This is a genomic window from Thiohalobacter thiocyanaticus (assembly GCF_003932505.1).
Lineage (GTDB): Bacteria > Pseudomonadota > Gammaproteobacteria > Thiohalobacterales > Thiohalobacteraceae > Thiohalobacter > Thiohalobacter thiocyanaticus.
In genome coordinates this window covers 645,975-660,025 of the sequence record NZ_QZMU01000001.1, presented here as the reverse complement: position 1 = coordinate 660,025, position 14,051 = coordinate 645,975, and the positions used below count along the sequence as shown (strand labels likewise).

General features: G+C 62.5%; 11 protein-coding genes and 1 tRNA gene. 7 read left to right on the top strand and 5 right to left on the bottom strand.

Annotation, left to right across the window (positions count from 1 at the left end; all coding sequences use genetic code 11):
• Window positions 1-550 precede the first annotated feature (550 nt).
• Window positions 551-1,498 carry a PDC sensor domain-containing protein gene (locus D6C00_RS03140; RefSeq protein ID WP_125180272.1) on the top strand — a complete coding sequence of 316 codons (948 nt, stop codon included), beginning with the start codon at window positions 551-553 and terminating at the stop codon, window positions 1,496-1,498.
• 111 nt (window positions 1,499-1,609) lie between these two features.
• Window positions 1,610-2,086, top strand: a complete 477-nt coding sequence (gene tadA, locus D6C00_RS03135; RefSeq protein ID WP_125180271.1) for a tRNA adenosine(34) deaminase TadA — start codon at window positions 1,610-1,612, stop codon at window positions 2,084-2,086.
• 139 nt (window positions 2,087-2,225) lie between these two features.
• Here the strand turns inward: tadA and mltF are convergent, their stop codons facing one another.
• Window positions 2,226-3,137, bottom strand: coding sequence for a membrane-bound lytic murein transglycosylase MltF (gene mltF / locus D6C00_RS16295; protein WP_125180270.1), 912 nt, complete (start codon window positions 3,135-3,137; stop codon window positions 2,226-2,228).
• A complete protein-coding gene (locus tag D6C00_RS16290) occupies window positions 3,134-3,589 on the bottom strand; it encodes a transporter substrate-binding domain-containing protein (RefSeq protein WP_158675269.1) in 456 nt (151 codons plus the stop codon). The genes mltF and D6C00_RS16290 overlap by 4 nt, the downstream gene beginning before the upstream one ends.
• A gap of 282 nt (window positions 3,590-3,871) precedes the next feature.
• Between D6C00_RS16290 and D6C00_RS03120 the strand changes: the two genes are divergently transcribed.
• Window positions 3,872-3,962: transfer RNA gene (locus tag D6C00_RS03120), tRNA-Ser, on the top strand.
• An 86-nt stretch (window positions 3,963-4,048) separates the two neighbouring features.
• Here D6C00_RS03120 and D6C00_RS03115 read toward each other — a convergent pair.
• Complete coding sequence (locus tag D6C00_RS03115; RefSeq protein ID WP_125180268.1) at window positions 4,049-4,654, bottom strand: CBS domain-containing protein; 606 nt, start codon at window positions 4,652-4,654, stop codon at window positions 4,049-4,051.
• Window positions 4,655-5,119: 465 nt separating this feature from the next.
• Here D6C00_RS03115 and D6C00_RS03110 point away from each other — a divergent pair, with 465 nt between their 5' ends.
• Window positions 5,120-5,464 (top strand): TusE/DsrC/DsvC family sulfur relay protein, encoded by a 345-nt coding sequence (locus D6C00_RS03110; protein ID WP_125180267.1) that lies wholly within the window; start codon window positions 5,120-5,122, stop codon window positions 5,462-5,464.
• Window positions 5,465-5,619: 155 nt separating this feature from the next.
• Here the strand turns inward: D6C00_RS03110 and D6C00_RS03105 are convergent, their stop codons facing one another.
• Window positions 5,620-6,486, bottom strand: coding sequence for a LysR family transcriptional regulator (locus D6C00_RS03105; RefSeq protein WP_125180266.1), 867 nt, complete (start codon window positions 6,484-6,486; stop codon window positions 5,620-5,622).
• 308 nt (window positions 6,487-6,794) lie between these two features.
• Between D6C00_RS03105 and D6C00_RS03100 the strand changes: the two genes are divergently transcribed.
• From D6C00_RS03100 to dsrB, 3 genes are all read left to right on the top strand, one after another.
• Window positions 6,795-7,538, top strand: a complete 744-nt coding sequence (locus tag D6C00_RS03100; protein WP_125180265.1) for a hypothetical protein — start codon at window positions 6,795-6,797, stop codon at window positions 7,536-7,538.
• Window positions 7,539-7,784: 246 nt separating this feature from the next.
• Window positions 7,785-9,023, top strand: coding sequence for a dissimilatory-type sulfite reductase subunit alpha (dsrA, locus tag D6C00_RS03095; protein WP_125180264.1), 1,239 nt, complete (start codon window positions 7,785-7,787; stop codon window positions 9,021-9,023).
• A 45-nt stretch (window positions 9,024-9,068) separates the two neighbouring features.
• A complete protein-coding gene (gene dsrB / locus D6C00_RS03090) occupies window positions 9,069-10,142 on the top strand; it encodes a dissimilatory-type sulfite reductase subunit beta (RefSeq protein ID WP_125180263.1) in 1,074 nt (357 codons plus the stop codon).
• Window positions 10,143-10,193: 51 nt separating this feature from the next.
• Here the strand turns inward: dsrB and D6C00_RS03085 are convergent, their stop codons facing one another.
• Window positions 10,194-13,790: a S8 family peptidase gene (locus D6C00_RS03085; protein WP_125180262.1), complete on the bottom strand. Its 3,597-nt coding sequence runs from the start codon at window positions 13,788-13,790 to the stop codon at window positions 10,194-10,196.
• Window positions 13,791-14,051: the final 261 nt, after the last annotated feature.

The following is a 14,051-nucleotide window of genomic DNA, read 5'->3' as shown; positions in this document are numbered from 1 at the left end:
GCAGGGTCCATCCACCTCGGGCTGGCATGCCGAGTACGCCCCCCCTGCCTCGATAAGCTGTGGTTTCGGCCCACCGTCGTGAATGACTCCCTTGTTTATATCATACTGTTGTGCGCCATCCACCTGGCAATATCGATTTCACGCTGGGCTGCGTCCGGCGATTTCTCATCACCTTCAACTGCGTGGCTGTCCTGTCACCAGCGCCGGTGAAAAACTGCGGATATCGTGTGGCTCGCAGTTACGATATCCTGTGGATCGACAGCATAGTGTTTCACGTCATTTCCTTGTCGCACGTATCGAAGTGGGGTGCTAACCTCTTAAGGAGACGCTCAGGTTCAATGTTTCACAGGAGCGGGAAGGAATGTGCTGAAGACGCAGGAGTACGGGAGGCGTACTGGTGAGCTTTCGCTTATTGCGCCCAATCAGTAAATCAATTGCATGTATCTCCAGGGCGTGCAATCCCTTAACATAAGGACTGTCATTGGTATGACACGGGCTACGGTGAATATTATCGTTTCAGGATGCGGGCTTTCTGATGATTGACAAGACAATGGGGCCTTCCTGGCAAGACAGCATCTATCGGCAACGTGAAGAACTGGCCCGGATGCTCCGGGAGCCGCTTGCGCAGCTGGCCAATAAATGTACCCCGGTGTGGGGCGATAGAGAGCGCCTGAATGCGTTGCTGCTGGACGGATTCTCCAGCATACCCTATTGCACCTACCTATACGCACTCGACCCCGACGGTCTGCAACTCAGCGATAACATCAGCAAGGACGGCGTCATGGCCGGGCATTTCCATCGCAACCGCGCAGAACGCCCCTATATGCAGGAGGCAATGCCGGCGTGGGGATTCCTGTTATCGGATGCCTATATCAGCCAGTCCGGCCAGCGCCCCTCGTTGACCGCTCTGCAGATCGTCGCCGCCGACACCGGCATTCTGGGGTATGTCGGTGCGGATTTCGACCTGCGCAGCCTTCCGGTCACTTCGGCGCTTTACCAGGAGCCCGCTGACTGGCGGCAAGTGAAAGGCGACCCGGCCATCCGCGGCACCCTGTTCCTGCAGACCCGGACCGAGAGCCCGATGGACCGCAATATGCAGCAGGCCCTGTCCATCCTGGAGGAACTGCTCACGGAGCGTGGCGTCTTCCAGTGCCAGATCCACTTTTCGAGCAGCCAGGCTATCATCTGGATGATCGATGATCCGCTTCGGTATCGCATCCTCGACCAGGAAGTACTCAAGGATCCGGATATCTGCCTGCTATACCCGTCGCGACCTTATCCCACGGACGCCGCGATACCGCCGAGCGATATTGTCCGGATCCTGGACGGTATGCGGGATCTGCGCCTGGTCGACACGACCATCTACCTGCGTACGGCGTCCATTAATATCTTCAACGGGATGGTAAGCCTCACCTTTTCCTGTGACGGATCGCACTACATGCGTTACGACGAGTTTCTCAGCAAGGGGCCTGCCTTCTGGTCGGGGATATCCGCGTGATTGCCCGGCACCCGCATTCCGGATGTATGAACTACCATTGCCGGAAAATTTGCTCTGTTTCGTTTATGCCTTTCGGGCGTTCCCAACCTGCGGAATAGTGAAATCACGGATATGGATACTGCGCTGGATTCACCGGAAGACCGCGACGAATACTGGATGCGACAGGCCCTGGCGCAGGCCGAACTGGCCGCGGCCGCCGGCGAGGTGCCCATCGGCGCGGTGCTGGTGAAGGAGGGTGAACTGATCGCATCCGGCTGGAATCAGCCCATCGCCAGCTATGATCCCAGCGCGCACGCCGAGATTCAGACCCTGCGCGCCGCCGGCGCGGCCCTGCAGAACTACCGCCTGCCCGATACCACCCTGTACGTTACCCTCGAACCCTGTCTGATGTGCACCGGGGCCATGATCCATGCCCGCATTTCCAGACTGGTGTTCGGGGCGCACGACAGCAAGCGCGGCGTGGTGGACAGCCGCTGGGAGGTGTTCGACGCGCCCTGGCTCAACCACCGCGTGGAGGTGACCGGCGGGGTACTTGAAAGTGAGTGCGCGGAGCTGTTGAAAGATTTTTTCAGAGATCGGCGAGAGTAGGTGATCCAGGGAGACTCTGATCAATTTGATTATTCCCGTCATTGCGAGGAGCGGAGCGACGCGGCAATCTCCATCCGATTGATTCTACTGTAGGAGATTGCTTCGCTACGCTCGCAATGACGAATCAATCAGAGGTTCCCTAGAGCGCAGGGAAATCACTCACCCACTGCGGCGGTGAAGGCACCGGCTCCTGGTCGCGTTCCGTGTACCAGACCAGGATGTCGTAGTAGCTGCGGATATTCTCCACATACTGCACCGGCTCGTGGCCGCGGGCATAGCCGAAGCGCGTGCGCTGGTACCATTTCTTCTGGGTCAGCAGTGGCAGGTGCTCCTTCACGTCCACCCAGCGGTCGGGCTCTGCGCCGTTGGCCTCGGTCAGGCGGCGGGCGTCCTCCAGATGGCCGAAGCCGATATTGTAGGCTGCCAGCGCCAGCCAGGTGCGGTCGGGCTCGGGGATGCGTTCGGGGATCTTCTCTATCATCATCCGCAGATACTCCGCACCCCCCTGGATGCTCTGCACCGGGTCCAGCCGGTCGTCCAGGCCCAGGTATTTCACCGTGTTGAGGGTGAGCATCATGATGCCGCGCACCCCGGTCGGCGAGCGGGCGTCCGGCCGCCAGTGTGATTCCTGATAGCCGACCGCCGCCAGCAGGCGCCAGTCCAGGCCGTTCTTCTTCGCTGCCCGTTTGAAGATCCCGGTGTATTCTGGCAACCGCAGCTGGATGTGGCGTAGATAGCGCCGGGTGCCGACATAGTCGAAGTCCTGCACATGGCCGTAATAGCGTTCGATGATCTGTGCCAGACGGCCGCTGTTGCGCAGTTCGAAGAAAAACTGCTTGGCCGCTTCGTACAGGCTGGTATCCGGGCCGCGGGCGAAGGCCCAGGCCAGCGGCTGCGGCTCACTGATGGCGAAGGCGGTGCGCAGTTCCGGGTAGAAACGCTGGTTGATGGCGATTTCGTTCGAATCGGCGATGGTGTAGTCGATGACCTGCTCCCACACCAGGTGCAGCAGCGCCTCGCTGTCCAGCTCCCTGTTGGCGCGCCAGCTCAGGTCGGGATACTCAGTGGCCTTGAGCTGCTTGAGTTGTTCCTATGGCTGCTGCCGGCGACCACTTCCAGGATGCCGTCCAGATCGTCCAGCCCGGCCGGTTCCGTCGTGGTGGTTCGATAGACCAGCTGCGGGATGATGGACTGGTAGCTCGGTGCGAAGCGTACGATCATCTTGCGCACATCGGTGATGGTGAGTCCCGCTGCCGCGAAATGGGCCTCGCCGCTGGCGACCATTGGGAGGATCCCGTTGAAGCTGTCCGGTACCACCACCCTGAGCTTGACGCCCAGGTGATCGGCGAATTCCCGGGCCAGATCGTATTCGAAGCCGGTCGGACCGTCGGGTCCGAGGTAGTAGGTGGTGGGGCTGTTGCGCGTGACCACCACCAGCTCTCCCGACTCGCGGATTTCCTCGAGCAGGGTGCGCTCACCAGAGCAGCCGGTAATCGCGATCAAAAACAGTATGATATAAATGCGTCGGGACATAGGGGGTCACAGCGTGCACCGGCAACCGGCTCAACAGCTATAGCGGTAGTCGGCTGCCAACGTTTAGAGCTCCTGGCGCTTTTGCGATAGAATACCATCCCGTTTGCGAACAGCGGACCATCAAATGCTCGACGAAGCGCCGGTGGCGCTTCACAGCGGGGTGAACGCCCGGATGGAATCCGGGCTGGAAGGACGCCCCGAAACAAGGGTCATGGATCAGCAATAACGGGATTGAAGCAGTGAAGTTCTTTCGGAGAGATGCCGGAGCGGTTGAACGGGGCGGACTCGAAATCCGTTGATGGATTCTGTCCATCCGAGGGTTCGAATCCCTCTCTCTCCGCCATTCAAAGAAAAAGGGGCCATCATGGCCCCTTTTTCTTTGAATTGAAGGCGGGATTCGACCCCAACAGCATCACAGCGCGCTCCGACTTATTCCTGCCCCCGTATCCGGTCGAAGAACACCCGTACGATGTCCGAACGGGTAATCATGCCGATCGGCTCTCCCTTGTCGTTGGTTACCACCAGCCGCTTGATGCGGTGACGTTTCATCAATTCCAGTACGTCGTGCAGGGTCTGGTCGGGTCGGATGGTGACCAGGTCGGTGACCATCAGCGCGGCAACGCTGCCCTCGGGGGACTGCGGCCGGACGGCGTGCGTGAACATGGCCTCGAGCGTCTGCCACAGGTTGTGGGTGGGGTGATGCGAGGGTACGCCCAGGGCGCGCAGCATGTCGGCCTCGGTCAGGATGCCGACCAGGCGGTTGTCGGCGTCCACCACCGGCAGGCCGCTGATGCGGCGAGTGACCATTTCATGGGCGGCCTCGGCCAGGGAGGTGTCCGTGCGCACCGTGACCAGCGGCTGGCTCATCAGGGTATCCACGCGATAGGCCTCGGCCTCGCGCTGGCGTGCATGTCGTTCCGCCATGGTCGTGATCTCCATCAGGTCGTCCACGGTGACATCGATATAAGTGCCCATGTCGCTCAGGGCCTGCTTGAAATCCTCACGCGTGGGGCGTGAGGGTGGGGTTCTGGACATGCTTGACTCCTGCCATGTCGGGTGACTGACTTCATGTTGCCGCCGCCGTGGGCGGTAAGGCAAGTGAAATAAATCGGATTCAGGTATCGCTGATATTGAAACTGGCGCTGTCAGGGAAGCGTGGTGGGTAAGTCCATGCCGGGGCTGTTTCCGGGGCGAACCTGAACAATCGCCCCGGAAACAGCCCCGGCATGGACATTGGTCAGGTTGCGCAGACCCACTGCGTACAGCCCGGACAGTCGTATACAGGGATGGGAGTCAATAAAGTCCGTGAGTAGCCGGTGTCGGGACGATAGTTCAGGTTCGTCCCGACACCGGCTACCCACGGACTTCCCAGGGAACGCCACCATGCTTTATATCGAACATTTGCATATTAAATAGTGAATAATATCGTTTGTGTTCCAGTTAACGGCTTGGTATTACATAAACAACGATGAATTGCTGTAACCAACAGGAGGCACAGACATGACAGCCACCGCACTGGAAATCCCGATCGAAGCCGAAGTGGACAAGGAAGGCTATCTGATCGAGCCGGCCGACTGGAACGAGGACATCGCACGGGCCATGGCCGAGGACGAGGGTATCGAGCTCGAGCCGGATCACTGGAAGGTGTTCGGATTCATGCGCCAGTACTATGCCGATCACGGCATCGCCGCCGATGCCCGCTTCGTCATCAAGTACCTGGCCAACGAACTCGGCTACGGGAAAGCGGCCAAGGCGCGGCTGTTCGAGCTGTTCCCCTACGGCTATGTCAAGCAGGCATGCCGCCTGGCCGGCATGAAGCGGCCCCGGGCCTGGAGCACCGGCTGAAGCGGCCGGTGTCAGGGCCTGTCAACAGGTCCTGGTGTTTCATCCCCTTGGGTCGCTTCGCCGTCTTCCTCTAGTTCTAGCCGACTCAGCCAGGGCGCGGCGGCCCCCTTTTATCCTCATAGTCTCCTGCAGTCTCTGAATGACGGCTTGTTGCCTCAGCCCTCGGGGCTGTACTTGTGGCGCTCGGTTTCGGCGAACAGCCGCAGTCCGGCCAGTGCCTGTCCGATCACATCCGACTCGCTTTCCCGCGGATAGACCATGTAGGCGGGCAGCCGGAATTCCGGGCTGTCCGGCACCACGAACAGTCGTTCCGAATCGATGAACGATTCCGCCATGCGGATGGGCACAAAGCAGGAGCCACCATTGCACAGAATCAGCTGGATCCCCAGCCAGCCGATGTTGACCGTCTGTGCCGGCTGTTCCAGATCGGGGAAGTTGTCCCGGTGCTGGGCATAGAAGGCCGGCCCCCAGTTGACGAAGATATAGTCATGTCCCGGCCAGGGCTGATCCGGATCGGTGGTCAGCAGGACCAGGCGCTCATCGAACAGGTGCTCGACCTCAAGCCCCGGGCTGTGCTGCGGGGTGTACATCATGCCGATGTCCAGCGTGCCCTCGATCAGGCGGCGCATCAGATCCTCCTCGAAACTGATCTCGCTGCGGATGGAGATGTCCGGGGCCGTGTCGCGCATGTGGCCGACCCAGCGGGGCAGAAAGCCTTCCCACAGCGCGATGCGTGCGCCGACCGTGATGCTGGCGCTGAAGCGGCCCGGCAGGCCGACGTCATGGCGTGCCTGCTCGAGGGTCAGGACCAGCGACTTGGCGTGGCGCAGGAAACGCTTTCCGGTCGGGGTCAGGCTGGCGCCGGCGCGGTTGCGCACGAACAGCCGGGTACCCAGGTAATCCTCAAGGTTCTGGATGCGGGCGCTGACCGTGGACTGGGTGACATGCAGCCGTTTGGCCGCCTCCAGGAAGCTGCCGTTGGCAGCCACGGAAAGGAAGGTGCGTACTTGTTCGAAATCCATGCTGTTTCTTGTAGGGTCTGTTGCTGATCAGGAATGGGGAATAGTATATTGCAAGTAAGATGTATTTAATATCCATTTACAGTCTCCTGGCCTGACGAAGTCTCATTCAGAGTCCCGCAGGGTTCGGGAGGCAAGATGTATCCGTGCCTGCAAGGCCGTGCATGCCAGACGGATGCAGCGTCTTGGGCCGGGCCAGCGGGGACAGCCTGCAGTCCCGGTTATACATCGGGTTCAGGAAACGGTAACAGCGGTTTCCATCGGCGGGAACGAAAATCATAGCCAGGCGTGCAGGCAATGCGGTACTGCGAATGAAACTGAAGAAATTCCTCAGCTTTGAATGGGACGCCATCGCTGGCATTCTGGCGGCGGTGGCGGCAATTATCCTGCATCTGCTGCATGTGGTCGACGAGCAGATCATTCTGCCCATTGTGCTGGCACTGCTCGGGCTGTTGTTTGTCAACTTCATGCGCCATGCCCGCAACAACGAGATCACGGCGGAGGAGGTTGCGAGTACCGCCCGTAGCGTGCGACGCATCCAGGCCGGGCTGCGGCACCCGGAGATCGTCCTGGTCGGTCCGCGCCAACTGCGCAGCGTCAGTGAGCAGTTTGCGCGCGAAATGAGCGGGGACAGTGTCTGGTTCAATGTCTGTCTGTCGATGTATGTTCCCGATGAATTGTTCGACAAGCTGTTACGACCGGCAATCGAAAACCCACATGTGCGTTCCATCCAGTTTGTGCTCGATGAGAGCCAGAAGCGGATCTGGGAAAACAGTCTGAAGGCAAGGGTCGCTGCCTGTCAGGGCCACGAAAAGGTGCGGGAACCGCGTTGGTGCCGACTGGAGAGGAATGTCTCCTTCATCCTGGCGGACTCGCACGAGAGCGGCGGGCCGGAGGCGCTGCTCAGCTTCTGGGGTGAACCGTTCATGGCCCAGAGCACGGAACGTGACGTGCCGCGCTTCATCTTTCATGTCCAGCGCAATTCCGAACTGTTGCCGCACCTGGTGGAGCTGGAGCGGGGCAGCGTGAGCGTATCCGATCCGGATTTGCCTTGAGTGATGCGGTCGAGTTCCCTCGGCTGTGTTGACACGGCGTCAGAAAATCCTTCCTTGATGTTCGTCAAACCAGCTTTTATATCGGAATTACCGATTTAAATAGCCGAATAATATCGTTTGCCTTTATCTGTCAGGGCGGCCAAGAATGTATGCGTAGAGTGCATGCAATCCGATGCGGTGTGGATTGCGACATGCATCCCCCGAGTAACGGCAGTTCAATTCAGCCGGCAATGGAGGTCACAGGTTATGACGAAGAAGCAGCACGACACGCCGAATCTGGATCAACTCGAGAGCGGTCCATGGCCCAGTTTCGTGACCGGTTTCAAGCGCCTGGCGCAGGACAAGCCGATGATGGCCGACCTGCTGGGGCAGCTGGAGCATTCCTACCAGAACATCAAGGGCTACTGGAAGGGCGGCACCGTTACCGTACGCGGCTACGGCGGCGGCATTATCCCGCGGTTTTCGGAGGTGGCCGACAAGTTCCCCGAGTCCTCGGAATTCCATACCCTGCGCGTGATGCCCGCGCCGGGCATGCACTACGATACGGAGCTCCTGCGCGCGCTGTGCGATGTCTGGGACGAGCATGGGTCCGGGCTGCTGGCGCTGCATGGTCAGAGCGGCGACATGATGTTCCAGGGCTGCAAGTCCGAGAATATTCAGGCCGCGTTCGATGCCATCAATGAACTCGGCTTTGACCTGGGCGGCGCCGGTCCCTCGGTGCGGACATCGATGTCCTGCGTGGGAGCGGCGCGCTGCGAGCACTCCTGCTTCAATGAAGCCGTCGCCCACCGCCAGGTGATGAATTCATTTACCGACGACCTGCATCGTCCGGCCCTGCCCTACAAGTTCAAGTTCAAGTTCTCGGGCTGTCCCAACGACTGCATGAACTCGATCCAGCGTTCGGATATGGCCGTGATCGGAACCTGGCGCGACGATATCCGCATCAAACAGGATGAGGTCAGAAAGTTCGTCATGGACAAGGGCCGCGACTATGTGCAGGAGAATGTCATCTCGCGCTGTCCCACGCAGTGCATGAAACTCACCAAGGACGATACGCTGGAGATCGATAACAGCAACTGCGTGCGCTGCATGCATTGCATCAATGTCATGACGAAGGCGCTCTCACCGGGACTGGACCGCGGGGTGACAATCCTGGTCGGCGGCAAGCGCACCCTCAAGATCGGTGATCTGTTCGGCACGGTGCTGGTCCCTTTCCGCAAACTGGAGACCCAGCAGGATTACGAGGAACTGGTTGAGCTGGCCGAGACCATCATCGATTTCTGGGCCGAGAACGGGCTGGAGCACGAGCGCCTGGGCGAAACCATCGAGCGCATCGGCCTTACCAATTTTCTGGAGGGAATCGGTGTAGAGGTCGAGCCGGCCATGGTCGCCCAGCCGCGCAGCAACTCCTACGCCCGCATGGACGCCTGGGAGGAGGAAGCGGAGAAGTGGCGTAAGCGCCAGGCCGGTAAGCAGGGCGCGTAGCCGTACGCCTGTGTCCGATAGTCCAGAGATTGCGAGGAGAGTGAAATGAGCGATCAGTATCGTGAAGCCGTCGAGAGCGGCGTGCCAGACCCATTCCAGTACATGCATCCCGTGATGCGCCGCAACTATGGCCAGTGGGACTGGCATGAACGCTGCCGCCCCGGTGTGCTGCACCACAGATCCGTGAACGGGGACAGCATCTGGACCGTGCGTGCCGGCACCCAGCGCCAGATGGACACCGGCACCATCCGCAAGCTGTGCGCCATTGCCGATGAGTATGGCGAAAGCCATGTCCGCTTCACCATCCGCAGCAACATCGAGTTCATGGTGAGTGACGAGGCCAGGGTCGTCCCCCTGATCGATAAGTTGAACGATGAGGGTTTCCCGGTCGGCGGTACCGGCAACTCGGTGTCGATGATTTCCCACACCCAGGGTTTTCTGCATTGCGACATCCCGGCTACCGATGCCTCCGGCGTGGTCAAGGCGCTGATGGACGAACTGTACGAGGAGTTCGTCAACGAACGCATGCCCAACCGGGTGCACATCTCGACCTCCTGCTGCCAGATCAACTGCGGCGGGCAGGCCGATATCGCCATCAACATCCAGCACACCAAGCCGCCCATGATCAATCACGATCTGGTGGCCAATATCTGTGAACGTCCCTCGGTGGTCGCCCGCTGCCCGGTGGCCGCGATCCGTCCGGCCATCGTCAACGGCAAACCCTCGCTGGAAGTCGATGAGCGCAAGTGCATCTGCTGCGGGGCCTGCTATCCGCCCTGCCCGCCGATGCAGATCAACGACCCGGTCAATTCCAAACTGGCGATCTGGATCGGCGGCAAGAACTCCAATGCCCGCTCCAAGCCGAGCTTCATGAAGCTGGTCGCCGCCGGCCTGCCGAATAAGCCGCCACGCTGGCCCGAGGTTTCGGCCCTGGTCAAGAAGATCCTGAAGTGCTACCAGGAGGATGCCCGCGACTGGGAACGCGTCGGCGAATGGGTCGAGCGGATCGGCTGGCCGCGGTTCTTCGAAAAGACCGGACTACCCTTCACCCGCTTCCACGTCGACAACTGGAAGGGGGCGAAATACACCCTCAACCATTCCACGCATATCCGCTTTTGAGGGAAGCCGCGGCGGCGTCACCGGCGCCGCCGCGGCCGGGCGTTGCGACGATCATCCCTGTGCCCGGCACCCTCTGCGCAACAGCCCGGCTGCGGCGAACAGCGCCAGTAACGGGAACAGCGGATCCTGTGAACTCCTGCCGCCCAGACTGCAGCCGCCGCCACCGCCGCCCTCGCTGCTGCTGAGGTTGTTACTACTGCTGCTGCTCCCGCCGCTGCTGGCGGGGGCAGCCACGCCGCCGGGATCCAGGATCTGGCCGTTGGCGCGGCCGTCGGCGTCATTGGGACCGCCGTCCTCAAGGGTCAGCCGCACGCACAGATCGCCCGCATTCAGGCCCTCCCGCCAGGCCGGGCTGGACGGTGACGGGCAGCTGCCCTTGCCGCCGGGCGCGGAGGCCAGGCGGTTGCGGGCATCGATGACGAACTCCTGCCAGCCCTGGTCGCTTAAGTATTTGCGATAGACACCGCCGGCCGGAATCGGCGCCAGCTGCGGGACGACCACCTGCACCGACTGGCCCGCCTGGCTCAGACCGGTCAGCTCGAAGTCGAACAGCCCCCCGGGATAGCGGCGTGCATCGTCCGCGGCCACGGCCGCCGTGCCGCTCGCGCTGCCATGATTGACGATGTCCGTGGCTGAGACGCCGGCGGCGTGCCGGCCCGCGGCCAGTGCCGTGGTGCCCAGGCGCAGCCGCAGGCCCGCCTCGGTGACCAGCAGATCGCGGTCGGCGACACGGGCCCGGGACTGCAGCACATGCCGGTCGGGCAGGGCGTCGAGGTAATCGGGGATGCCGTTGCCCTTGCTGTCGCCGGTGCCTTCGCTGGCATCGTCGATGCCGTCGTTGTCGCTGTCCTCGTTGGCGTTCAGCGCAGGCGGTCGGGATGCGACCTGCACGCTGGTCTGGACGGTGACCGCCTCGGCCGGGCTGCCGTCATCGGTCACGGTCAGGCGCAGGATGTAGATACCCGGTGCCAGCTGTTGTGGATCGAAGCTGTACTCCTCACCGGCCACGCCACTGGTCGACACCAGCGAGGCGTCGGTCAGGCTCCAGTCATAGGTGTGGCTGTCATCGGGATTGGCGTCCTCGACCCGCGCGGTGACCCGCACCTGTCCCGCGGAGGCATAGACGGTGCTCGTCGGCTGTCCGTCCTGACGGACCTCGAGTTCGGCCCGCGGCGGCAGGTTCTGCTCGCGGAGGGTGACGGTGTGGCTGGCGCGGCCGCCGAGTGCGGCATTGTCCGGTGTGTCCAGGGTGAAGGTGACGGTCTCGTCGCCTTCGCCCACGGCCTGTTCATCGACCACGTTGAAGCTCAGCGTGGCGCTGCGTCCGGTTCTGATCACCAGTTCACCGTCGCTGGCGTCATGGTCCTGGCCGGGCGTGGCGCTGCCGCCGACCCGATAGGGCAGGCGCACCGGGTAGTCCGCCGCGTCGCCGCTGAGTTGGACCCGGACCTCGACCGTGTCGCCTTCGCCGGCTTCCTGGTCCAGTTCGAACTCGGCCAGCGGCCGCACCTTGAGCGTCTGCACCACCTGGCGGCTGTTGCCGGCGGCGTCCGTGGCCGTCCAGGTAATGTTATGCCGGCCGCTGGTGAAGGGCCCGATGCGGTCGGCCACGGCGGTGATGTCGCCATCGACCAGGTCGGTTGCAGTGGGCGCTTTCAGATTCACATTGGTGAGATAGCCGGTGGCGTCCAGCGTACGGGTGGCGGGCGGGTTCAGGGACGGCGGCGTGGTGTCCTGCACGCTGACGGTCTGGGTCGCACTGCCGGTGTTGCCGGCGCTGTCGGTCGCCGTCCAGGTGACGGTGTGGCTGCCCACTGGGAAGGGCCCGCTGCGGTTGGGACTGGCGCTCAGGCTGCCGTCGATATTGTCCACGGCACTGGCGCTGCCCAGGGCTACGGCGGTCAGGCTGCCGCTGGCCTCGATCAGGATGTCGGGCGGGGCGCTGACCACGGGGGCAGTCACATCGCTCAGGGTCACGACCACGGTCTGAGTGTCGCTGCCGCTATTACCGGCGGCATCGGTGGCGGTCCAGGTTACGGTGTGGGTGCCGAGGGCAAAGGGACCGATATTGTCGGCGCTCGCGCTGAGACTGCCGTCGACCCGGTCACTGGCCGACGCGCTGCCCAGATCGACCGCCACCGCGTCGCCCGTGGACTGCACAGTTAGATCCGCGGGTGCCTGCACCTCGGGCGCCGTGGTGTCCTGCACGGTCACGCTCTGGATGGCGCTGCCGGTGTTGCCGGCGCTGTCGGTGGCGGTCCAGGTGACGCTGTGGCTGCCTACGGGGAAGGGCCCGGTGGTGTCCGGTACGGCATTGAGGTTGCCGTCGATATCGTCGTGGGCGCTGGCACTGCCCAGTGTGACACCGGTCAGCGCGCCGGTGGCCTCGACCGTGACGGCGGCCGGCGCGGTGACGACCGGCGGCTGGGTGTCCGGGGTATCACCGCCGGCGGCCTGTTCGGTCACCCGGCCGGCATTGACCCGTCCATGGCCGTACTGCGGATCCCAGCCCGTGCTGCCCAGGTCATCGGCGTGGGTCTCCAGCAGGGTTTCGACCTCGGCGGGGCTGAGATCGGGGTCGGCAGCCATGATCAGCGCCACCACGCCAGCGGTGGCCGGCGAGGCGAAGGAGGTGCCGCTGGCGGTGGAATAGCCGTCGTTGCGGTTCAGTGTCCAGATGCCCTGTCCGGGTGCGGAGACATCGACGTATGCACCGAAATTGGACCAGCTGGCCAGGCTGTCGCTGCTGGTGGTGGCCGAGACCGTGATCATCGCCGGGCTGTCGCTGTAGCCGGGATCGATGCCGTCGTTGCCGGCGGCGACCACGACCACGCCGCCGCGGTCGCGCATGTATTCAGCGGCGCTGGCCACGCTGCTGCTGGAACTGACGTTGTAACTGATGTTGGCGACGTCGGCGCCGGCATCGGCGGCATAGGTCAGGCCGCGGGCGATGTCGCTGAGGTAGGCGCCGCCGTCGCTGTCATTGCTGACCCGGATCGGCAGGATACGGGTCTGCGGAGCGATCGAGGCCACGCCGATGCCATTGTCGGTCACGGCCGCGATCACCCCGGCGACCTTGGTCCCGTGACCATTGATGTCGCTGCTGTCCGTGCCCTGGTCCACGGCGTTCCAGCCTGCCAGCACCCGGTTGCCGAAATCGGGGTGCGCGCCGTGCACACCGGTATCGAGCACGGCCACGGTGATGCCGCTGCCCTGTGAATACCGCCAGGCACGCTCGGATTCGAAGCTGTGCAGGTGCCACTGGTCGGCGTATTTCGGATCGTTCGGCGTCAGGGACTCGATGCCGAGCTTCATGTCGCGTTCGGCGAACACGATCCCGGGATCCTGGCCCAATTCCTGCACGATAGCCTGCTCAATACCTGCGGGTACATGCAGCACCCGGGTATTGATGGGGTCGATGTGCTCCCGGAGCCGGGCATCGTAGAAGCCGACGATATCGGCAAACTCCAGGGCGCTGACGCCATCGGCCGCGCGCACGATGATCTGACCCTCGACCGTCTGCGGCGGCGTCGAGGCCCCGAGTTCGGCGGCCGTGAGCGGTGTGCGGGACAGGCAGGCAAATGCCAGCAGGAGCAGAAACAGGGCCGGAAGGCGTGGTCGCGGGGCAGAACCAGGGATCAGGGGCACGGGAAATACCTGCGGGTTGTTTGGCAACTGGCAGGCGTATCGGTCGCGGGGCGGGATGCCTGTGTGAACCCGGTCGGATTTGTGCCGGACAGGCGTGTGAAGTCGGTCACAGAGGCGGGAATTTCATCCCCGGCACGGGAATACGGGGCCCGGAAGGTGTTACCTTGAGCCGACAGAAACGGGCGGTGGCGAGCGGGTCCCGGAGCTCCTCTGGACAGGGAAGATTGAAATTACCCCGCCCGGCGTCGTATCATTGGCGCT